The sequence below is a fragment of the Jannaschia sp. M317 genome (genome assembly GCF_025141175.1).
GTDB lineage: Bacteria > Pseudomonadota > Alphaproteobacteria > Rhodobacterales > Rhodobacteraceae > Jannaschia.
The window spans coordinates 2,096,200-2,117,435 of sequence record NZ_CP081155.1 but is presented as its reverse complement, the minus strand read 5'-3'; the positions used below and the strand labels follow the sequence as shown (position 1 = coordinate 2,117,435).

Genomic DNA, 21,236 nt, shown 5'->3' with positions numbered 1-21,236 from the left:
GTCACTCTGCCGGCAGGGTCGTCCCTGTCAGCAGCTCTCTCAATTCCTGACGCCAGCGGTCGGCCTTGGCCGCCACGAGCGGTCGGCGCACTTCTTGCGGGGTGGCCATTGTGCCCGGCAATGGGAGGGACGACAACCGCGACAGCGGGATCGACAACAGCAGGCTGGCCATGATCGGTGCCAGCCAGACCGAGACAAATCCCGTGACCATCCCGCTGATCAAAAGCAGGCCCAGCACCGTCTCGACGGCATGGAACCGCGCCAACGCCGTCCAGCCATAGCGACCACCGTGGCGCACCTGCGGGGTCCAATCCATCTTGCGGCCCGCAAAGGTCGCAAGAACGGCGCGGGTCTGTTGCACCATCAGGATCGGCGCATAGGCGACCGACAACGCGATCTCGACCAAAAGAGACAGAGCGAAGCGCCCAGCCCCGCCCAGTCGCGACAGCGGCGTGCCCGTCGCCACCAGCGCAAGCGCGCCCACCAGTTTGGGGGCCAGCAACAGGCCATACAGGACCAGCATCAGCCAGACGTGGTTCACCGGCGACATCTCGGGCCAGTTCGGCAACGTCGGGTTTTCCGGCGAGAAGTAGTTGATGACGGAACGATCCGCGCTGACGCCGATGGCCGCCCACAGTGTCAGCAGCAGAAACCAAAGCGGAGACAGCAGATAGCCGACCGCGCCGTGGAACAGGTGGAACCGGCTAAGCGCATGGAACCCGCGCGTGCCCAGCAGCCCCAGGTGTTGCAGGTTGCCCCGGCACCAGCGCCGATCGCGCAGTACGTGATCGATCAGCGAGGGCGGCGTTTCCTCGTAGGATCCCTGGACCCGCGGCAGAAACCGCACCGACCACCCGGCACGGCGCAAAAGCCCGGCCTCGACGAAGTCGTGACTGAGGATCAGCTGGTCGGGCCCGCGCAGGGCGCGCATGCGCGGCAGGCCAGCCGAACTGGCGAAGGCGGCGATGCGGATGATGGCATTGTGGCCCCAATAGTTGCCCTCTCGGCCGGTCCAGCGGGCCAGGCCCTCGGCCAGGGCCACGCCGTAGATGGCATTGGCGAACTGCTGGCTGCGGGCGAACAGGGTCTGCGCCCCGATCAGCTGCGGGAAGGACTGGATCAGCCCCGCACTCGGGTCGCGGGCAAGCGCGTCGGTCAGCGCGCCAATGGCATGCCCAGACATCAGGCTGTCGGCGTCCAGCACAAGCATCGCGTCATGCCGCCCGCCCCAGGTTTCAACCCACTGGGCAAGGTTTCCGACCTTGCGGTCGATGTTCTCGGTCCGGCGGCGATACCAGATCGCGCCCTCGGGCAGACGCGCGCGCAGGGCGTCATAGGCCGCTTCTTCCTGGGCGGCACGGGTCGGGTCGCGGGTGTCGGACAGGATATAGAGGGTGAAGCGATGCGCGGAGCGGCACTGCGCCAAGGTTTCCAGCATCGCGGCGGCGTTGCCGAAGACATCCCAGGGGGCCTCTTCGTAGATTGGCATCAACAGGGCGGTGTCCAGCGGTCGGGCAGGCCCCGTGTCGCGGGGGTGGGACCGGGTCATCGACAGCACCCCGCCCAGAACCGTGGCAAAGGTCAGCGCGATCCAGAAAAAACCGACCCCGATCAGACAGGCCAGCGAAGCCTCGGCCCAGGTGGTGCCGTCCGTGGCAAACCAGGCCAGAAACCCCCAGAGCAAAGCGGCAGTGGCCAGGGCGGCGGGTGTAAACACCGCCGCCCGCCAGATCAGCGCGGGCAGATCGCGCCGTACGCCCGGTGCCGCCGCATCCCGAAACCCGGCCCGCAGGTTCTGTCGCGGATGCGCCAGGGCCGCCGCGGCCGGCATGGAGGCCGAAAGGCGCGCGTCCGTCATGCGGCGGTCCAGCGGTATAGCCAGACTTCGGAGATGGCCGTGCCGTCGCGGAACAGCTGCGCCCGCAATTCCGACGCAGGGCGGTCGCCTGGATCGAAGGTAAAGGCCAACCGCGCGCCGCCCGTTTCCGGGTTGCGTTGCAACACCCCGCCCGACACGTCCGACGAGCCGGAGTTGATGCGGATGGTGACATCGTCCAGATCGGCAAGCGCCGGGTGCGGCTCGAAGTCGATGGCCGCCAGCCAGCGGTCGCGGTTGAAGTTGCGGCCCATGTGGGTGTTGCCAACGGCCGCGACATCGCGGCGCGTCGCCGCCCCGTCGCCCCAGGTCATCCGGTAGGTGAACCGCGCCTCGGAGCCAGCAAGCAGCGGGTCGCGCGGGCGCCAATAGGCGACGATGTTGTCGTAGATCTCCTTGTCGGACGGGATCTCGACCAGGCGAACGACGCCTTGACCCCAATCTTCGCCCGGCTCGATCCAGAGCGAGGGACGCTTGTGATAATGCGCCTCCAGATCCGCGAAATCCGACAGTTTGTCGGCACGCTGCATCAGTCCGAAACCGCGCGGCGTGTCGTCGACAAAGCTGCTGACCTGCAAGCCGACCGGATTGGCCAGAGGCCGCCAGAGCATCTCTCCGCGGCCGTTCCAGATCAGCAATCCATCGCTGTCGTGAATCGCCGGGCGGAAATCGTCGAACCGGGGGCGGTTGGTTTCGTCGTAAAGGAACATCGAGGTCAGCGGCGCGATGCCGACGTGGTCCAGATCGACACGGGGGTATAGCGTCGCCTCCACCTCCATCTCACAGGCCATGCCGGGCCGGATCACGAACCGGAAGGCCCCGGTGACCGAGGGGCTGTCGAGCAGGGCGTGAACGGTGATCGCCTCGTCGCCCATCACCGGCTCTTCGACCCAAAGCTGGGTGAAATCGGGGAATTCTTCCCCTTCGGCATCGCCGGTGCGCAGCGCCAGACCCCGGGCCGACAGTCCGTAGTTTTGCGCGGCCCCGATGGCGCGGAAATAACTGGCCCCCTGGAACACGGCGAATTCGCGGTGGTTCGCCTCGCCCGCGTACCTGTGGCGCAGGCGCAGACCGGAATAGCCCATCGTCTCATCCACCGGCAGATCGGGTGCCGAGTCGGTCTTGTCGAACAGAGCGTAGTCAAACGCTAACCGGTTCGCCGTATCGGCGCGCACCACGTCCACCTCGACCGCGCGCGGAAAATACAGACCGGGGTGGAAAAGGTCGAGGCGGAACGGCAGATCCGTCCCCTCCCACAATGCCTTGGAGGTATTGAACCAGATCATGCGATACTGATCGTAGGTCAGATCGCGCCAGGCGGCAGGCACTTCGGGGCGCACCTGGAACGGCGCGGCGGCCAGCTTGCGCGCCAAGGCGCGCACGGTGTCGGGGGTGAACGGCTCCGACGACAGGAAACGGGGCATGTCGGCGCGGGCCGATTGCGCCAGCAACAGCGCGGCACTGCTCAGAAGAAAAGCGCGGCGTTTCATCGTTTCACCCTCCAGGGCTGCGACTTGAACCAACCGGCCCCATAGGCGCAGGCAATCAGCAAGCCAAAGCCGGTCAGATTGACCAAGGCCCAGGTGCCCGCGCTGCGCCCGATGACATCCAGAATGAACCCGTTGATCCGCGCCAGCACCATGGAGAAGACAAAGACCGCAAGGCTCTGCTGGCCGACCTTCATGACGATGGCGACGAATTCATCCCACAGCCGGGCCAGCGCGCCCTGGCCAGAGGCGATCAGGCGATGCCCGCCCTGCCCTGCGGCGGCCCAGGCCAGGTAGGCCAGCGCCAGAAAGTGCAGGTAATGCAGGATGGCGTGGTCGGATTTGTCGAACCAGACCTTGTTGGCCTGTCGCCAGTCAAAGATCGGATTGCAGTTTCCGAAACCGGTCTCGGCGCATCCGGTCGCGGCAATATAGAGGTCCTTGACGAAGTCCGTCTGGAACAGGCGGAACCCGACCGAGGACAGAAAGAACGAAACGATGACAAAGGCCAGCGACAGGCCGATCAACCACGGCCTGACCGGGGGTGCGGGAATCCAGCCGCGCATGAAGGCGAAACCGGTAAAGAACAGCAATTGCCAGCCAAAGGGGTTGAAGAACCAGGTCCTGTCCGACCACGGCTCCGCCGGGAGGGCGAGGTGCAGATGACCCAGGCCAAGCCATACCATCAGCCCATCCTGCGCCATCGCCCAGATCGTGACGACGACGATGCCCAGCGCAGGCAAGGACACACGCGCCAACCACACGTAGATCGGCATCAGCAACAGCACGATCATATACATCGGAAGGATGTCGAAATAGTTCGGCACATAAGTCAGTGTCAGCAGCCCGATCAGCTGCGGGGCCGGTTCCTCGAAGAATTTCCACAGGTTGAGCGTGCCGATATAAACCTTGTCAAAGGCCCCCGTCCCATCCAGCGCAGCCAGGATCGTGGCCAGGGCCACGAACATGCCGATATGCGCCCAGTAGATCTGCCAGACGCGGAACCCCACGCGGGCCGTGCCCAATCCCCAGCCAGCCTTGTCGAACGTCCGCCCAAAAGCGATGGCCGAGGCCATGCCGGAACAAAAGACGAAGATCTCGGTCGCGTCCGAAAAGCCGAAGCGCGCGGGGATCCACAGGGTCCAGGCGTTGCCGGGCGTGTGCGCCAGCAGGATGATGAACATGGCCAGCCCGCGAAAGAAGTCGAGGCGCGGGTCGCGCACGGTGGCCACCGGCGCTGTGTGCGCAGCGGCCGGGGCGGCGGCAAAGGCGGAATTGGGGGACGTCGCAGTCATGATATTGCCAGTCGCTATGCCGGACTCAGGCCCGAGCTTCCTTGGGGCTAGCGATTTTTTCTGCACGTGCAATGATCTCTCGCCGCGCCGCCGCGTAGCCGTCTTCATATCCGCCGCGTCGTTGCGTTCTGTCGGCAAGGATTTGCCCAGCCTCGACCAATCGCCCGGCGCGAAGACCGGCGTCGATGGTCAACCGCTCAAAGACGTCGCGCTGTGCGTGACTACCGCCGGCCCCCTGCATCGCGGGCCGCGCTGCCTGCAGCTGCGTGAAGGCCGCGCTGTAGTTGCCGTCGCCGAAATGTTCCAACCCGCGGGCGGCTGCCAGTCCGGGGACGGCCATGCGCGCATCTACTTCGTCATTCGCGCGATCGGCATCCTGGGACAGACGCGCCAGCATCGCGGTCACGGCGTCGTCGCGTTTGTCGCCGGTCAAGGCCAACAGATAGTGCAGATCGGCGAATATCAGGCAGCCGTCTTCGGTGCGCCGCTCGGACAGGTCCGCCAGCTCTTCCCAGCGGGTGCCGACGTTGACACCGTCCAGTTCCAACCGGGACAACAACGACGTCGCGTTCGAGATGTCGCGGTAATCATCGGTCTTGTCGGCCCGGATTTCGTGATCATACAACGCCAGCGCCTCGTCCGTGCGCCCCAGATCCAGCAGCATCAAGGCCTTGTGCCACCAGACGTGAAAGCGGAAGTTGTTGCAGTGCGCCCAGGCCTGTTCCCGACCGGAAAGCCAGTCCAGCCCCCCGACGGCGTCGCCCGTCATGTCGTGGACATGCGCCACCGCATGCAGGCCCCAGGCATCGTCGGGTGCCAGCGTCAGCGCGGCGCGCCCGGTCAGCGCGGCCGAGGCGTAGTCGCCCGTCTCTTCCAGCGCGAAGGCGTGACATCCCAGCAGATACCCGCGTCCCGCGTGATCGTCCCCATGGGCCCCCATCACCTGTTCCACCGACTGCCGCATGCCCGTCGCGTCGCCGATGACAAAGCGCAGCGCATGGCTCAGCTTCATCGCCAGGGTATCCGACGGCGCGTCGGTCAGGATCGTCTCCAACGCCATGATCGCGCGGGACGGCGAGCGGGCGAGGACCGCCTTGAGCGCATCCAGCAAGGCCCGTTCGCGGGCGTTGCCCCCCTCGAGCGAGATCGCCTTGGCGCAGGCGGCCTCTGCCTCGGCCAACAGCTCCTTTCGGCCCAGCAGGGCATAGAACAGACCCTTGATCGCGTAGGCAGCGGCGTAGTCGGGTGCCAGTTCCAGTAACTTGCCCAGATGCACCGGCGTTGCCGCGCCATGGGCGAGGAAGGCCAGGCACATCGCGTCCCATTCCGCGACCGCGGCCGGATCCGTCAAAGTGACCGGCTGGTCGAAGGTGTCAGTGCGGCTCATGATGCGACCTCGGCAAAACAGGGTTGTTGGACTTGGCTTAACCGGCCCACCCGGCTGTGCCTATCCGCACAGGCCCGACGTCACGGACACGTGACGGGTTGTCAGGGCGAGGTGATCGAGAATCCGCGCAAACGCCTGCCAATCCGGCAGATAGCCGCCGTGATCCGCGTCTCAGACGTCGTCGAACGGATCGGCGGCGGCCAGCCGCGCACTGTCGGCCCCGAACCGGGGCGGCGCGTGGCGATAGCTGACCGGCGTGCGCGACAGCTTCAGCGGGTTGCCGATCAACGGCAGGCGCAGGCCCGCATCGTCCATATCCAGCACCATGTCGCGCGCCTGCGCCTGATCGGACGCAAAGACCTGCGGCAGGGTCTGGACCGGACCGACGGGGACGCGCGCGCCCTCCATCAGGGAAATGACCTCGTCGGTTGGCACCCGGCGCAGGGCCGGAACCAGATGCGCGGCCAAGGCGTCGCGATGGACCAGCCGCGCGGGGTTCGTGGCAAAGCGGGCGTCCTCGGCCAAGGCGTCCATACCAAAGAGCGCGACGAACCGACGAAACTGGCTATCGTTTCCAACCGCGACGATGACATGGCCGTCAGACGTCTCGTAGACGCCGTAGGGCACGATATTGGGATGACCGTTGCCGCGCCGGATCGGGGCCTGCCCCGACAGACGCGTATTGACGCCTTCGTTGATCGTCCAGGCGATCTGACTGTCGACCAGCGCGATGTCGATATGTTGCCCCTGCCCCGTCGCCTCGGCGTGGCGCAGCGCGGCCAGAATGCCGACGGTCGCATACATCCCGCACATGACGTCCGCGATGCCCACGCCGACCTTCATAGGCTCGCCTTCCGGCGCACCTGTGATCGACATGATCCCGCCATAGCCCTGCGCCATCAGGTCATAGCCGGGCTTTGACGCGTTTGGACCGGTCTGGCCGTAACCGGAGATGGAGCAGTAAACCAGCTTTGGCGCGATCTGGCTGAGGCTGGCGTGGTCCAGTCCGTATTTCGCCAGACCGCCCGGCTTGAAATTCTCGATCAGGATATCGGCCAGACCCGCCAGACGCCGCACCTGGGCCTGGCCTTCGGGCGTGGCGATGTCGATGGCGACCGACAATTTGTTGCGGTTTGCACACAAGAAATAGGCTGATAAATCCGTGTCTTCTGCGCCGTCCTTAACGTAGGGCGGCCCCCATTGGCGGGTGTCGTCGCCGCCCGTGGCCGGGTTTTCGACCTTCAGGACCGTGGCCCCCAAATCGCCCAGGAGCTGCGTTGCAGTGGGCCCGGCCAGAATGCGGCTCAGGTCCAGTACGCGAACACCGGCAAGCGGTCCGGGATTAGATGCGTCCGTCATAGGCCTGCCTGTCGATTTCGGCGGCGATCACGGTGAAAGTGTTGGCCGTCAGCGCCGTCTCCAGCGCGGTGCGCAGCCCCTCACGGTCAGACACGGTCGCCCCCTGCCCGCCGAAGCCGCGCGCGATGGCGGCGAAATCGAACCGCCCGAAATCCACGCCCGCGTTCTTCATCTGCCTTTGGCGTTGCTTCAGCTCGATCAGGGACAGCGATCTGTCGACGAAGACCACGAAGACCACGGGCAGAGCCAGCGCAGCGGCAGAGGCCAGCTCGCCCGCGACCATAAGGAAGCCCGCGTCGCCCATGAAACCCACGACCGCCCGATCCGGGGCAGCGCGTTTCGCCCCGATGGCCAACGGCAAGGCACAGCCCATGGTGCACAAGGCGGAGGATTGCAGCAGGGTGCGCGGCAGATCGCAGGCCCATTGCTGGCTCAGCAGGATGCGGTGCGCGCCGCTGTCCGCAGTGGCGATGGTGCCCGGAGGGCAGACCGCGCGGCAGACCTCGACCACGGCATCGGGGCCCCAGTCGCGCGCAGCGAAAGCGCCATGCAGGGCGCTTCGGGTGTCGGACAGGTCCCAGACCTCACGCCGGGGGATCCCATCGCTGAGGGCCTGCAAGGTCGTGTCCACCGGCGCGACCACCTCCAGCGTGGCGCGGTGCATGCCGTGGGTATTGGCTTCGTGCGCGATGTCGAGGACATGCTGGCTGGCCGGGTCCCAGACCTCGCGCCAGCCGGTGCGCATTTCGATCGGATCGTAGCCCGCCAGGATGATCAGATCCGCATCGCGGAACAGCGGCAAAAGGTGCGTGTCCGCCAAGGGCGACAGACCCGCCCCGCCCAAGGCAAGCGGATGTGTTTCGTCCAGCAGACCCTTGGCCTTGTAGGTCGTGACCAGCGGCACTCCGTGAGCCTCGCAGAAGGCGCGGATGGCAGGGCCGGCGTCGTCGCGGACGGCGTCCAGACCGGCAAGCATGATGGGACGTTCAGCATTGGCCAGCCAGCCACGTGCCGTGTCTTGCGCCGCAGGGCCCATGGCGGCGGGCGCGGAATCGGGCAGTTGCACCATCGCATCCGCGACGGGCGCATCGGCAACCGAGATCGGCACGTCGATATGCACTGGCCCGGCGCGCCCGCCCGCCCCGCCGGTGGCGATCCGCACGGCCTTGTCGGCCTGCACGGCCGCGGCCTTGGGGGTCAGGGTGAACGTTGCCTTGGTAATCGGCGCAAAGACCGCGCGATGATCCAGCACCTGGTGGGTATAGGTTTCCGCCTCGTCGGGGTCGACGCACCCGGTCAGCACGATCATCGGCACCCGGTCCTGATCGGCGTTGGCCACCACGTTGACGCCGTTCATGGCCCCGGGTCCCACGGTCGCAACCAGAATGGCGGGCGCGCCGTCCACGTGGTGCGCGCCCTCGGCCATGAAACCAGCGGCATTTTCGTGGTGGCACAGGATGAATTCGATCCCCGCCGCCTCGAGTGCGTCAACGAGGGTCAGAACCTCGCCGCCAGGCATCCCGAAGGCGCGGCGGCAACCGGCGGCGAAGAGGCGACGGGCAAGGGCGTCGGCGGCGCGAATGGTGCTCATTCAGCGGCCATATCACTCCGGTGGGGGGCGTCAAAGGGCGTCCGGCCCTGTGGCAGCTTCCTCCCGAGAACGTGACCGGCGATCTGATTGCGCAGGACCTGGGCCGTGCCCCCGCCGATGGTGAACATGCGCACGTCGCGATACATCCGTTCCAACGGGGTTTCCGCGCCGTAGCCGCGTGCGCCGTGCATCTGCAACGCCCTGTCCACGACCCGGACGGCGGTCTCGGAGGTCAGCAGTTTGGCGCGCGCCGCGCGGGTCCGGTCCGGAAAAGGATCGGCACTGGCGGCGGCGTCGCGGATCATCAGACGCGCGGCCTCCAGTTCTGTGTCCATGTCGGCCAACATCCATTGCAGGCCCTGAAACTCCGCGAGGGGCTGACCGAACTGTTCGCGGCTGGACAGATAGTCGCGCGCCAGGCGCGCGGCCTCGGCGGCCACGCCCAGGGCAATCGTCGCGGCCCCGACCCGCTGCGTGTTGTAGGCGTCGATGAGGTGGCCGAAGGTCGCCTCTGGCAGGGCCATGTCAGCGGGTACGAAGTGGTTCTCAAACCGTAGCTCCGCCTCGGGCATGCCACACAGACCCATCGTGCGTTCCAGCCGCGCAACCCGCAAACCCGGGCCCGGCAGCGCCAGAAAGCCACGGATGCCGTCGCGGGTCCGGGCAAAGACCAGATGCAGTTGCGAGACCCCGCCCCCGGTGATCCAGTGCTTGATCCCGTCCAGCCGCCAGCCGCCGGGCACCGGCGTGGCACGGGTCACCATGGCCTGCGCATCGGATCCGGCACCCGGTTCGGTGATGCAGATCGCAGGCTTGTCGCCCGCCAGAACCAGATCGGCGGCGCGCGTCTTTTGCACCTGGGTGCCGTAGGCCATGATCGCGCTCAGCGCGCCCATGTTGCCCTCGACCAGGACCCGCCCCGTCAGGGTACAGGCCCCCGACACGGCCTCTATGATCGGCACGATCTGCGACAGGGACAGGCCCGGCCCGCCGTGGGCTTTCGGGACGGACATCCCCATCAGCCCCGCATCCACCAGGTCCGACACGTTGTCGTGGCAATAGCGCCGCTCTCGATCCCAGACAGCAGCGCGGTCGCGGAACCGGGGGAGCAGCGCCTGCGCGCGGGTCAGATGATCGGTCATTGGGGCCTCCGTCATTGCAGACAGGATGGGCCCGCCGTTATTACAGAACAATCGAATTTAATTGCAGTTGATCTACAGGAAACCTGAAGATGCAGAACCGAGACCTGCGCACCCTGCGCGAAATTGCCCGGCTTGGGTCCTTTGGCGAGGCGGCAGAGCGTCTGCACATGACCTTGTCTGCCGTGTCGATGCAGATGAAGGCGCTGGAAGAGGGGTTGGGCGGCGCGCTGTTCGACCGGTCAGTGCGTCCACCCCGCCTGACGCCCTTGGGGCGGCGCGTGGCGGACGCGGCAGAGGACGTCATCTCGGCGGAGACCGCCTTGCGCGCGCTGACCAACCCCGACGCGGTGCTGGCTGGGCGGTTCAAACTGGGCCTGGTGGCCAGTGCCGGGGCCCGGTTGTTGCCACGGTTCCTGCGCACGGCACCGAACGCCCTGCCCCACGCCCGGTTCGACCTGCGCACCGGACTGTCGGAATGGTTGGAAAGTCAGGTCGCCAGCGGCGCGTTGGACGGGGCCGTGGTGACCGCGACCGGCGTGCCGCCCGGCGGTCTGCGGCACACCCGCCTGTCGCGCGACCGCTTTGCCCGTGCCTGCCCAGGGGCGCGCGACCTGCCGTTCCTGCATTTCGCACCAGGCACAGGCATCGGGCGCTTGATCGCCGCCGAGGTGTCCGACGCCCAGGACCACCCCCGTATCGTTCTGGACCACGTGGAGACGATTCTATCCTGCCTCGACGAAGGCGTCGGCTGGACGATCCTGCCAGAGGTTGATCTGGCCCGCGCGCGGCAGCCAGTGGACCTGACGCCCCTGCCGCTGTGGCGTGATCTTGTTCTGGTCACCCGAAGCGGCACGCCCCTGGATGTCGAAGCCGGGCGGCTTGCCGAATTGCTGCGCTAGCGCGTCGCGGCCAGAGCCACGGCGGCAAAAGCCAGGTCCAGTTCGGCTGCAACCTCGGCCAAGGCGGGGGCATCGGCAATGTAGGGGGCCAGAACCTCGGACGGCAATTTGTAGCTAAGCGTTGCGGTTCCGTCGGCGTTCTCTGTGACATAGACCCGGATCGGGGCCTCGATCATCGCGGGCGTCGAAAGGCGCAGGACACGGACGGCAAAATCATTGTTGTAGAGGCCGATCACCCGATTTCCGGGGATCTCGATCCCACGGCTCGCCGCCGCCCCGGTGGGCCCGGCCATCGTGACGACGGCCAGTTTGCCTGCCCCGGCAGCCCCCCGCGTCGCAGCCACCAGATCATCGAAGGATTTGGCCGTGGGCGTAACAGACCAGCCGGCCCGCGGGGCCATGTCGGCGACGTCTTGCGCGGCAGCCGGCAGGGCCAGGGCAGCGGACAGGAACACGGCTTTCAGCAACATCAGAGCCTCCGGAGGTTGGACGCCGCACCCTGCACGGCACCCATGCGGGACGACAAGGGCGCTGCGTTCACAAAAGCGCAATCAGGGTCTTGCACCCCCCTCCCCCTCTATCATAGACCCGCCAACGGACAGGTGGCCGAGTGGTCGAAGGCGCGCGCCTGGAAAGTGCGTAGGCGGGAGACCGTCTCGAGGGTTCGAATCCCTTCCTGTCCGCCACTTGCCCCCGCGAAAGCGTTCTCCCGACCAAGCTGCGGCCGGATTTTTCCGTTGTTTTCGAGGGTTATGCGGGAGGGGATGTTCACCAGCCTCCGTGCCATGTGAGCCTAAAGCGTTCTCTCCGGGCCGATAGTCTCTGGAGCTGTTGCCTGCGTCGGTTTAGTGTTCAGCTGGCGTCGTTGCACAAGCCTCACGACGAAGGATTCACTTCGCGAATCCATGGCGTTAGACGCAGTGCATGAGCAAGCTGTCTCCAGCCTGCTATCACACCACGAACTGGTCCAGCTACAACGCGTCGCTGCGCAAGCGGGGATCGCTGCTGATCTGGATCGACAAGGACATGACCCGGCGCGCGCCGCATGGCGGTCGGCCGGGACGCCCGCCAGTGTTTTCCGATGCGGCTATCCAGTTCTGCCTGTCGATCAAAGTGCTGTTCAAACTGCCGCTTCGCCAGACCGTCGGGATGGTCGGGAGCCTGCTGAAGCTGGCAGGGCTGGACTGGCCGGTGCCGGACTTCTCGACGCTGTGCCGCAGGCAAAAGACCCTGGCCGTGCAGGTTCCCTATCGCCGCGCGGACGGCCCGCTAAACCTGCTCGTGGACAGCACCGGGATCAAGTTCCTCGGCGACGGCGAATGGCAGGCGCGCAAGCATGGAGTGCAAGGCCGACGCCAATGGCGTAAGGTCCATCTGGCCATGGACCCGGCCACATCCGACATCCGCGCCGTGGAATTCACCCCCAGCCGCGACGGTGACAGTCCCGTGCTGCCCGATCTGCTCGGCCAGATCCCAGAAGCAGAGCAGATCGGCAACGTGACCGCCGATGGCGCATACGACACGCGCCGCTGCCACACGGCCATCATCAAGCGTGGAGCCGTTCCCATCATCCCGATCCGCAAGAACGGACGCTTGTGGAAAGAGAACTGTTCTGCGGCACGCGCCCGGAACGAGACCCTGCGTGCAACACGATACTACGGGCGCGCATTCTGGAAGCGCTGGACTGGATACCATGCCCGCAGCAGGATCGAGGCGAGGATGCGCTGCCTGAAAGCCTTCGGCGAGCGCATCATGGCAAGAGACCCCGACCGCCAAACCGCCGAAATCCACATCCGCATCGCCCTTATGAATAGCTTCAACGCTCTCGGCACCGCCGAGAGCGTGCGCGGGGCATGACGTCAGTGGGGTAAGGGGCAATCACGCCTCAAGCGAGGGTAATGCAACACCGCCCTGGCAAGGCAGGGCTGTGGTTCCGTCTGGGTCGTCATGTCGTCTTCGCTCCTTCGTCCTGACAAAGCTGCCGGATTGGAAGCAGAAAATCCACCTGACTCATCTGTTCAGATTTGCCTGGCCACCTCTCCCTGGCGCTGCCTTGCCTATCGCGACGGCTCGACAGCGGGCATCGTGTCGCTCACGGACGAGGGATCGCTGTAGATGCTTCGCTGGGAACGTGGCCGGTCTTCGGCCACGGAAATCTCACGGAAGCCAAAAGATTTGCCGCACGGAGAGGACAGGGCATCGGAACACCACTAACGTACGCGATCGTCGGAGCTGTTGCCGTGACCGCGCGTTTCTTTTTGTCACGGATGCTTGGGCTGGAAATGGCTGCGTCTTTGTGGATGCTTGTTCCTGCAGGTGCCATCGGCGGTTACGTCGGTGGCTGGCTCAAGGATCGAAGGGGCAGTTGAACCGCCGACTCCTTGATCTCAGCCGAGGCCGATATGGCGCTGGCAAAGGGTGGCATGCCCTTCGTCGCGCGGGCAATGGGATAGCGGGCTGCAGGGGGGACGCTTGAATTGGCAAAACGATCTGACAGCTGGCCTCAAAACGACTAAGATCGTCAGACCACCTGAGCCGGAGAAAGCAACCCCTTGACTCGCCTCGCTAATCTAATTGGCCTGATGTTCATTTGCATCTCGGGCGTTGCGCTGGCTCAGGATGCCGACGACTGGACCGGCAACTGGAATACATACTGGCGGGACGGCGAGGCACGGATGACCCTGCATCAAGATGCAGACCGTGTGACCGGAACCTATACACCCGGCGATGGCCAGATCGAGGGCCAGATCGAAGGGCATCTGTTGCGGGGCGTGTGGCGCCAGGACGGAACAGAGGGGCCTGCGGTCTTCGCGCTCTCCGCAGATGGGCAGACTTTCACGGGGCGGTTTACCGGTGGCGAGTACTGGAATGGCCGTCGGGTCACTGAGGCAGCGTCCCAGGCCGAAGCCGATGTGCCTCCGACCAACCCGAGAGAGCTTCTGCGGCGGCTGGTCGACCTCGGCAATGCCACATCCTACGGCGGTGACATCGCTGCTGTCAGCTCGTTCAATCAATTGCTGCTCTACGCCGGGGATCCCACGGATTCGCGTGAGGAACGTCGCCGCAGGCAATTGCTCTGGACATTGATCGATCTTTCCACGTTCCGAATATACGACGCACCAAGGGTCGTCGAAGGCGAGACGGCCGAGTTCGGGATTGGTCCGGCAGCGGCGGACTACGAATTTGTGTTGCAGTTCGAAATGGTTGGTCAGGCCTGGTATGCCGTCGTGCCGACAGAAGCCGATCTGCAACGAAATCTGGACCGGATGATCTCGTCCCTCGGATACCCTACTCTCACTGCGCTCAACGCAGCGAGATCCGACAGCCCGCGCGCCGCTATCAGGGATTTCCTTATGGGGGCAAGAACCTGGGATCAGGGCGGCGCGGCAACAGCGCTGGCAAGGCTCGACCTCTCGTTTGTCCCGGAACGGTTCTACAGTTTTGAAGCCCCTCTGCTTGCACAATACCTCAAGCAGGTCATCGACAGAGCGGGTTTTGTGACCTGGCAGGAAATATCGGACGACCCAGGGCGATCTGCGCCTTTTGTCTTTTACCGGCACCCCGTCGGATTGGTCGTCATCGACCGCGTTGCCCGACCAGATGGCGAGGGGGAGATCTGGGCATTCACGGCCGAGACGATGCGTACGGCACCCGATCTGTTCGCAGCCATGCAGGATTTGCCGATCTCCGACGCTATTCCCGACGCCCAACCGATCACCCATTTCTTCGAACTGCGCGAACGGATCCGCACGTTCTCTCCCGGTCTGTTGCACCGGATTGGCCCGCTCGATCTTTGGCAATGGCTTAGCCTGCCCGTCATCCTATTGGTATCAATCCTGCTTGGCTCGTTTGCGGGAACTCTCCTCTCCCGGGTGTTGAGCGTTGCGCTGCGCCGCGCCGAGCGTGGCGTTCGGGTTGCCGCCGCAAGGCGTCTTGGCCAACCCACCGGGCTTGCGGTTGGAAGCGGCCTGGCGATCATCGCCCTGCTCTGGGTCGGTTTGGCCCAAACACTCCTTGGACCTTTCACCGTATTTTTGGCCGTGATCACAACGGGTGCAATTGGTTGGCTGGTCTACATCCTGATCGAAATCATCGGTGGATACTTCCTGCGCCGTGCCGAGGGGACACCGGGCTTTGTGGACGAAATCGCGACATCTCTGATCTTTGGCGTTTTGAAGGTTGTCGTCGTAGGAACGAGCATCGTTGCAATCGCGGATGTCTCGGGCCTGCCCTACGAGGGTGTGATCGCAGGTTTGGGGATTGGCGGCGTCGCGCTTGCATTTGCGGCGCGCGAAACGGTTTCCAATCTCATCAGCGGCGCAATCCTCATGAGCGACCGCCCCTTTCGCCGGGGTGACCTGATCGAGGCTGATGGCAACCTCGCAAACGTCGAACGCGTGGGCTTACGCTCAACACGGCTGAGAACACTGGGCGATGAGGGCCTGATCATTCCGAATTCGCAGTTGACGGACAAAGCCATCGTCAACCTGGGTCAAAGGCGAAAACGGCGTATTCTGCTTGAAATTGGTCTGACCTATGACACGCCGCGCGAAAAACTCGACGCCTTCGTGGAGAGGTTGCGCGCCTTGTATCTCGAACACCCGAACGCGGACCAGAGCACGGCCTATGTCGGGCTGAAGTCGTTTGGCTCATCTTCGCTGGATATTGAATTATCGGGATACTTCAACGTGCCTGACTACCCCGCCCAGGTCGAAGCGCAACATCGGTTGATCGCAGATATTGTCGATCTGGCGCGCGATCTCGGCGTGGAATTTGCGTTCCCAACGAGGACGGTTATTTTTGCACCCAGCGTTTCAGCCCACAATGACACTGCCGACAAACCTGCGGGTCTGTTCGAGGGGCCGTGATATTCTCCAAGTAGTCACTTAGGGCTGCGGATGAAACCGAAGTGGCTCATTGATGACCTGTTGGTGAGGCAATCACTCTGATCTTGAACTACATTCATATTGGAATTCTTCGGTATCAACGTTTGCATTCTGACCGTCACCCACGGCCGGCAAGACATCGGTGTTCATTTCGCGCAAATGAATGCCGAGAAGCACGAGACCCGGCCAGAGCATGTATGCCTCGATCTCGAGGTTCTCGCCGAATGACAACAGGATGATTGTCATCAATATACCCAGTGGAAGCCGCCCCCGCGGGTGCCGGGCGGCATCGATCATTGCCAGACTGGTGTGCCACAACATCGGAACCAGCAGGGCCGCAAACCCGACCAGACCCTTGACGAACAACAAGCCGTACCACGTGTGATGGCTGCCGATCGGCATGTATTCCACGGCGTGCGATCCCGGGTGAACCGTTCCGTGACCAAACCAGAGGGCCTCGTTCTGCCAGCGTTCGCTTGCAATCCGCTGTAGCGTTTCACGAACACGGGTGCTGTCGGCGCGTGCGCCTTTGAACGTGGACACCGCGTCCTGGGCGAGGGTCACCAAAGCCGTTCCCAGAACTGCCATCGAGGCAGTCAGCGCGGCCGTCATATGCCACGCCCACCCACGCAGGATCAGCGGCATCATGCGCGGCGCAATCGTGCAGGCCACCAACCCGACCAGGCCCATGCGGGATTTCGAGGCTAGGATCATCAGGACCCCCGCGCCAATACCCGCAAACATCCATTTACGATCAGTTTCTTCCAAGGCGAACAAAACCATGAGGACACCCAGCAGAGCCGCAAAAGGTGACCAGGGGGCGTAGAACTGCCACCGGGGTGTCCAGCTTGCGGGATCGAATGTGTAGAGAAAGACGCTGAAATACTCAGGCCCCGGCCCGCCCACCGCCTTGAGAGGCGAGGTAAAGATGCGTTCCGGCAACCCGATGTAAGGTGCCACAAGCAAAAGCGGTGCCAGAGCCAGCGTCCAGGCACCGACAACACATTGACCCCGGATCAAGACAGACCGCCGGATGGGCAAGACTGCCCCGGCGAGGGGAAACAACACCAGCAGGGCCCAGCCCTTGGCCCAACCGATAGACGACTTGATCGTCTGCTTCAGGCCAAGCCCCCAGTCCAGATGCCCGACCCAAAGCGCCACCAGCATCACGCACATCGCGGCAGTCCACATCCAGACAAGCGGTGGCACAGGACCCGTCGCGCGCAGGTCTTGCCGTATCGCAGGCCCGAGATAGAGCGAGAGCACAGCAAGCCCGCCAAGGATCCAGGCCAGCACGGGGCCGACTACGTACAGTGCGCCAACAGCATAGAACGGCCAGGTGAGGGTCATGGCCTTGTAGACCATGCGCTCGGCCAGGTTGCCCAGTGTCACGCCGTGGCCTGGCGTGCGTCGCGCGCCAAAGGTGCGACGGGCGTACCAACCAACCGTCCGATGATTACAGAGCGCATCCATCCCAGAAGCAATCCGAGCAACATCATCAAGGTCGCCGCCAGACCGGCGGCAATCGCCAGTTTGCGGTTTGGTGACGACGCGCGATCCGGCAAGGATGGGTTTTCCAGCACCTGGACCAGCGGGTATGACGCATAGACATCGGATTTCGTCGATTGGGTGCGCGCGATCGCAGTGGCAAAAACTGCCTCGGCGACAGAAAAGTCGCGCTGCAGATCCTGAAGGCGCGCAGCGGCGGCAGCGAGGTTTTCCTGCCGCGTCTGCTCCCGCGTCAGCCTCATCGACAGCGTGGCATGTTCCCGCACCGCGCCAGAGCGTTCTGCTTCCATGCGGACCAGTTGCGCAAGCAGGTCAGCACGTGCACCAGCAGGCGCAAGGTCCAGCGTTTCAAGCTGCGCCGCGTCCAACCCTGTGACAGCCACCGCCTGACGCAGCACGGCGGCGGTCGCGGCACGGTGTGCCGCGCTCGCGCTTTGAACGGTCGGATGGCCTTCGCCAAACTGCGAGCGCGCCTTGGCCAGTGCCGCAGCCTGGACGCCAACCTCGTTGGTAAGCGCATTGAATTCGGCATCTGCAAACAGCTTGAGTGTAGCGGCGGCGGCCTTTGCCGGAATGCCGAGGCTGGCCTCGAGCGCGGCGACACTTTGCGTTTTCTCGTCGAGTGTCGCGGAAAGGTCCTGAACCCGGTTTTCCAGACGCCGGGTCGATTCCACGATGGCATCGTAGTGTTCGGCAGAGATCAGCCCGGTTTCCTGCTGCAACCTGGAGATATCTTCCCGGGTGGCAGCAACCGAAGACCGATAGTCGTCGATAGCCGCAAGGCCGCTGTCTTCACGGGTCATCTGTTCGTCAGACCGAAGGGCATCGAGCTCTGCAAAAAATGCGGTCAGCAGGGCATCGCCACGCGCCTGTGCGTCCTCGGCGCTGCCACCGATGATTTCCACATGGATCAGGCTCGTCTGGTCGACGAGGTTGATGCGAGGCTTGCCAAACGCCTGTCGGGTGAACCCCATCGACTGTGCCGCGGCCTCCAAAATCCGATCTGCGCCGATCAGCCGCTTGTAGGTTTCCGTCGGGCTGACCGAATTGCTGGAGAAAGCCGAGTTCGCATAGGACGACGCCTGACCGATACCGTTGAGATTCATCGACGCGGATGCGCCGGAGCCGGGCAGGATCAGCGAGGTGCTTGACTTGAAGGTCAGGGGTGCCGTGCGAAGATAGCCGGTGATCGGTGCCCAAATCAGCGTGCCACCCAAAAGGGCAAACGCGAGATAGCGTGGGAAACGTCCAAGGTCGCCAATGCGTCCGCCCACCAGAAACCGGCGCAGCGAAAGGCGGCGTTTTCTTGGTGGGTGGACTGTTGAACCGGCATTGGTGTCCTGCAACGTCATCGGGCATCTCCTTTGCCGATGACCCTAACCGTCTGGATACGGCTTGGCGTGTGCTCGCAAGTGTGGTGACCGAGGACATTGGAGCGTCTGCCTATCCATCGGGATAGGTCAGAACAGCCCTGCTTCTCTGGCGATCAATGCGGCCTGAGTCCGGTTTGCGGCACCCACCTTCCGGTACAAGGTCTTCATGTGGAGCTTGACCGTGGGCTCCGTGATTTCCAGATCTCGGGCGATCTCCTTGTTCGACTTGCCCTCGGTCAATCCCTTGAGCACCTGAAGCTCGCGCGGGGTCAGCTTGTCAGCCAACGGGTGCGAAGGCGACTCTTCTGCGGCGGTCATGAAATCGATGGGCGCATATTGCTCGCCCATGGCCATGAACTTCACAGCATTTACCATGGATTTTGCGGGCAATGTCTTGGGCACGAATCCAGCCGCCCCTGCCTCTAGCGCCTGCTCGACGATCTCGCGCGTTGCCTCCCCGGAAAGCAGGGCCACGCGCTGTCCGTCCCCCAGTGCGAGCGCGCGCCTCAACCCCTCAAGCCCGTTCATTCCGGGCATGTTGAGGTCAAGCAGAACCAGGTCATACGGTTCTCCTGTTTCGATCAGCTTGCATGCACCAGCCAGATCGGCGGCGGTGCTGGTCTGGATGTCGCCCTGAGACTGCAGAAAGAGAACCAAGGTGTCGCGAAGCAGATCGTGGTCGTCGGCAATCAGTACGCGCATCGAAGTGTCCTTTTCCTTACATCTAGACCCTGGTCCGAAACGTTGCACGGAAAAACACTGTCGTTTCCCTGATGCAAGGCACGACGCATTCGGAGGCGAACCTGTTCATTGGGATAGGTCGCCAAGCCACAAGGAAAGCATCGTTCACCAAAGGCCTGTCGGCCTGTCCGTTCGATTCGTTGAGCCAGGACGCGGCTTTCGTCAGCTTGAGGGTAACTTCAAAACCTCAGGGACTTACGCCATGAAACACACGTCCTTTTCCGACCAGGTCGACCTCGCAACCGCCGTTACGATGCCACGTCTTGCGACGGCGCATCTTGCCGCCTTGGGGTTGGATCTGGTCGACGCCACCACCGGAACGACGACCGAATACCTGCTTTCCCCCGGCAAACGCCGAGCGTTCTTCATGAACGCACATTGCTGCAATATCCGCCGTCGGAACGCCGAGTACAAACGCGCCGTCGCTGCAGCCGATGTCCTGCTACCCGACGGCATCGGGATCGAATTGGCGGCCAGGATGACGGGTCAGAAACTGACCGAAAACCTGAACGGAACGGACTTTGTTCCCGCCCTGCTGAAGCGCGCCGCACAGATGGGTAAATCGGTTTACCTGTTCGGTGGCAGGCCCGGCACGGCGGACGCGGCTGCCAGTCAACTGATCCACACGATCCCCGGCCTGCGCATCGCAGGAACGCGCGACGGTTTTGCCGGAGCCGCGGACCCTGAGGCCGTGATCGCGGACATCAACGAAAGCGGGGCTGACATCGTTCTCGTCGCGCTTGGCGTACCGATGCAGGAAATCTGGCTGCACAGACACGCCCATCGCCTCAACGCCTCGCTGACTTTGGCGGTCGGCGCGTTGTTTGACTTCCTCGCGGGGACGGTCGTGCGGGCACCGAAACCGGTGCGGCGCGCCAAGATGGAATGGGTCTGGCGTCTGGCGCAAGAGCCGCGCCGTCTGGCCAATCGGTATCTGGCAGGCAATTTCGCCTTCCTGGCCCATGCGGCCAGGACTGTCGTCGTGCCCGCCCCTGCCGCGGACATGCGGCGTCGGCTGCTGGATATCACATTGTCTGCCAGCGCCCTGCTGGTTCTGTCCCCCGTGCTCTTCTTGACCGCGATCGCAATCAAGCTGGACAGCCGGGGCCCGGTTCTGTTCCGGCAGACCCGTGTCGGCCAGGATGGCAAGGATTTCACCATCTTCAAGTTCCGCTCGATGACCACCGACGCGGAAACGCGCCGGGATGAATTGCTCGCCAGTTCGGACCGGAAAGGTGTGTGCTTCAAATCCCGCAACGACCCACGGGTCACGCGTATTGGCCGCTTTATCCGCCGATACTCGATCGATGAATTGCCACAGATTCTCAATGTCCTGCGCGGCGACATGGCCATTGTCGGTCCGCGCCCTGCATTGCCCAGCGAAGTGGCCGCCTACCCCAAACGGGCCATTGGACGGCTTGCCATCAAACCTGGCATCACCGGCGTCTGGCAGGTATCCGGCCGCGCGAATATCGGTTTCGATCAGATGGTCGAAATGGACATTTCTTATGCCGTATCCCGGACGTTGCTTGTGGACCTTGTTCTCATCCTGCGCACATTCGGGGCCGTTGCATCCGGTCGGGGGGCGTACTGACCCGGGGCGGTCAAGGCGGAACAAGACCATGGCCCCGCCCCCCCCACGAACCCCTCCACCCCCAAGGATACAGGGTGCCCAATCCCCCTACCCTATC

15 protein-coding genes and 1 tRNA gene are annotated in these 21,236 nt (G+C 64.1%); 5 read left to right on the top strand and 11 right to left on the bottom strand.

Annotated features, from left to right (window positions below; translation table 11 throughout):
* Position 1 precedes the first annotated feature (1 nt).
* The 7 genes from mdoH to K3551_RS10835 form a co-directional block, all read right to left on the bottom strand.
* On the bottom strand, positions 2-1,858 hold the full coding sequence (gene mdoH, locus K3551_RS10865; protein ID WP_259913146.1) for a glucans biosynthesis glucosyltransferase MdoH: 1,857 nt from the start codon (positions 1,856-1,858) through the stop codon (positions 2-4).
* A complete protein-coding gene (locus tag K3551_RS10860; protein ID WP_259913145.1) occupies positions 1,855-3,366 on the bottom strand; it encodes a glucan biosynthesis protein in 1,512 nt (503 codons plus the stop codon). Before K3551_RS10860 ends, mdoH begins: the two co-directional genes overlap by 4 nt.
* Positions 3,363-4,658, bottom strand: coding sequence for an OpgC family protein (locus K3551_RS10855; RefSeq protein WP_259913144.1), 1,296 nt, complete (start codon positions 4,656-4,658; stop codon positions 3,363-3,365). Before K3551_RS10855 ends, K3551_RS10860 begins: the two co-directional genes overlap by 4 nt.
* A 25-nt stretch (positions 4,659-4,683) precedes the next feature.
* Positions 4,684-6,045, bottom strand: a complete 1,362-nt coding sequence (locus K3551_RS10850; protein ID WP_259913142.1) for a tetratricopeptide repeat protein — start codon at positions 6,043-6,045, stop codon at positions 4,684-4,686.
* A gap of 171 nt (positions 6,046-6,216) precedes the next feature.
* Entirely contained in the window at positions 6,217-7,404 is a 1,188-nt protein-coding gene (locus K3551_RS10845; RefSeq protein WP_259913141.1) for a CaiB/BaiF CoA-transferase family protein, read from the bottom strand.
* On the bottom strand, positions 7,388-8,995 hold the full coding sequence (locus K3551_RS10840) for a thiamine pyrophosphate-binding protein (protein WP_259913139.1): 1,608 nt from the start codon (positions 8,993-8,995) through the stop codon (positions 7,388-7,390). The genes K3551_RS10845 and K3551_RS10840 overlap by 17 nt, the downstream gene beginning before the upstream one ends.
* Positions 8,992-10,137, bottom strand: a complete 1,146-nt coding sequence (locus tag K3551_RS10835; protein ID WP_259913137.1) for an acyl-CoA dehydrogenase family protein — start codon at positions 10,135-10,137, stop codon at positions 8,992-8,994. Before K3551_RS10835 ends, K3551_RS10840 begins: the two co-directional genes overlap by 4 nt.
* Positions 10,138-10,226: 89 nt before the next feature.
* On the opposite strand from K3551_RS10835, the gene K3551_RS10830 reads away from it, so the two are divergent.
* Positions 10,227-11,036 (top strand): LysR family transcriptional regulator, encoded by an 810-nt coding sequence (locus tag K3551_RS10830; protein WP_259913136.1) that lies wholly within the window; start codon positions 10,227-10,229, stop codon positions 11,034-11,036.
* Here the strand turns inward: K3551_RS10830 and K3551_RS10825 are convergent.
* Positions 11,033-11,506: a DUF302 domain-containing protein gene (locus K3551_RS10825; protein ID WP_259913135.1), complete on the bottom strand. Its 474-nt coding sequence runs from the start codon at positions 11,504-11,506 to the stop codon at positions 11,033-11,035. The two genes, K3551_RS10830 and K3551_RS10825, sit on opposite strands and share 4 nt — an antisense overlap.
* Before the next feature lie 126 nt (positions 11,507-11,632).
* On the opposite strand from K3551_RS10825, the gene K3551_RS10820 reads away from it, so the two are divergent.
* The 3 genes from K3551_RS10820 to K3551_RS10810 all read left to right on the top strand — a co-directional run bounded on the left by K3551_RS10820 (position 11,633) and on the right by K3551_RS10810 (position 15,904).
* Positions 11,633-11,722: transfer RNA gene (locus K3551_RS10820), tRNA-Ser, on the top strand.
* Positions 11,723-11,960: 238 nt separating this feature from the next.
* Complete coding sequence (locus K3551_RS10815; protein WP_259913134.1) at positions 11,961-12,893, top strand: IS5 family transposase; 933 nt, start codon at positions 11,961-11,963, stop codon at positions 12,891-12,893.
* Between the two features lie 695 nt (positions 12,894-13,588).
* Positions 13,589-15,904 carry a mechanosensitive ion channel family protein gene (locus K3551_RS10810; protein ID WP_259913133.1) on the top strand — a complete coding sequence of 772 codons (2,316 nt, stop codon included), beginning with the start codon at positions 13,589-13,591 and terminating at the stop codon, positions 15,902-15,904.
* 72 nt (positions 15,905-15,976) lie between these two features.
* Here the strand turns inward: K3551_RS10810 and K3551_RS10805 are convergent, their stop codons facing one another.
* The 3 genes from K3551_RS10805 to K3551_RS10795 form a co-directional block, all read right to left on the bottom strand.
* Complete coding sequence (locus tag K3551_RS10805; protein ID WP_409197427.1) at positions 15,977-17,287, bottom strand: O-antigen ligase domain-containing protein; 1,311 nt, start codon at positions 17,285-17,287, stop codon at positions 15,977-15,979.
* Between the two features lie 23 nt (positions 17,288-17,310).
* A complete protein-coding gene (locus K3551_RS10800; protein WP_259913129.1) occupies positions 17,311-18,783 on the bottom strand; it encodes a hypothetical protein in 1,473 nt (490 codons plus the stop codon).
* A gap of 108 nt (positions 18,784-18,891) precedes the next feature.
* Positions 18,892-19,506, bottom strand: a complete 615-nt coding sequence (locus tag K3551_RS10795; protein WP_259913127.1) for a response regulator transcription factor — start codon at positions 19,504-19,506, stop codon at positions 18,892-18,894.
* 241 nt (positions 19,507-19,747) lie between these two features.
* Between K3551_RS10795 and K3551_RS19945 the strand changes: the two genes are divergently transcribed.
* Positions 19,748-21,139 (top strand): sugar transferase, encoded by a 1,392-nt coding sequence (locus tag K3551_RS19945; protein WP_311199724.1) that lies wholly within the window; start codon positions 19,748-19,750, stop codon positions 21,137-21,139.
* The last annotated feature ends 97 nt before the right edge of the window (positions 21,140-21,236 follow it).

Bases quoted from the DNA above. Each gene is read 5' to 3' on its own strand.
- K3551_RS10850 (WP_259913142.1), bottom strand. From the start codon at position 6,045: ATGAGCCGCACTGACACCTTCGACCAGCCGGTCACTTTGACGGATCCG.
- K3551_RS19945 (WP_311199724.1), top strand. From the start codon at position 19,748: ATGAAACACACGTCCTTTTCCGACCAGGTCGACCTCGCAACCGCCGTT.
- K3551_RS10860 (WP_259913145.1), bottom strand. From the start codon at position 3,366: ATGAAACGCCGCGCTTTTCTTCTGAGCAGTGCCGCGCTGTTGCTGGCG.
- mdoH (WP_259913146.1), bottom strand. From the start codon at position 1,858: ATGACGGACGCGCGCCTTTCGGCCTCCATGCCGGCCGCGGCGGCCCTG.
- K3551_RS10830 (WP_259913136.1), top strand. From the start codon at position 10,227: ATGCAGAACCGAGACCTGCGCACCCTGCGCGAAATTGCCCGGCTTGGG.
- K3551_RS10805 (WP_409197427.1), bottom strand. From the start codon at position 17,287: ATGGTCTACAAGGCCATGACCCTCACCTGGCCGTTCTATGCTGTTGGC.
- K3551_RS10855 (WP_259913144.1), bottom strand. From the start codon at position 4,658: ATGACTGCGACGTCCCCCAATTCCGCCTTTGCCGCCGCCCCGGCCGCT.
- K3551_RS10815 (WP_259913134.1), top strand. From the start codon at position 11,961: ATGAGCAAGCTGTCTCCAGCCTGCTATCACACCACGAACTGGTCCAGC.
- K3551_RS10845 (WP_259913141.1), bottom strand. From the start codon at position 7,404: ATGACGGACGCATCTAATCCCGGACCGCTTGCCGGTGTTCGCGTACTG.
- K3551_RS10825 (WP_259913135.1), bottom strand. From the start codon at position 11,506: ATGTTGCTGAAAGCCGTGTTCCTGTCCGCTGCCCTGGCCCTGCCGGCT.
- K3551_RS10795 (WP_259913127.1), bottom strand. From the start codon at position 19,506: ATGCGCGTACTGATTGCCGACGACCACGATCTGCTTCGCGACACCTTG.
- K3551_RS10835 (WP_259913137.1), bottom strand. From the start codon at position 10,137: ATGACCGATCATCTGACCCGCGCGCAGGCGCTGCTCCCCCGGTTCCGC.
- K3551_RS10800 (WP_259913129.1), bottom strand. From the start codon at position 18,783: ATGACGTTGCAGGACACCAATGCCGGTTCAACAGTCCACCCACCAAGA.
- K3551_RS10840 (WP_259913139.1), bottom strand. From the start codon at position 8,995: ATGAGCACCATTCGCGCCGCCGACGCCCTTGCCCGTCGCCTCTTCGCC.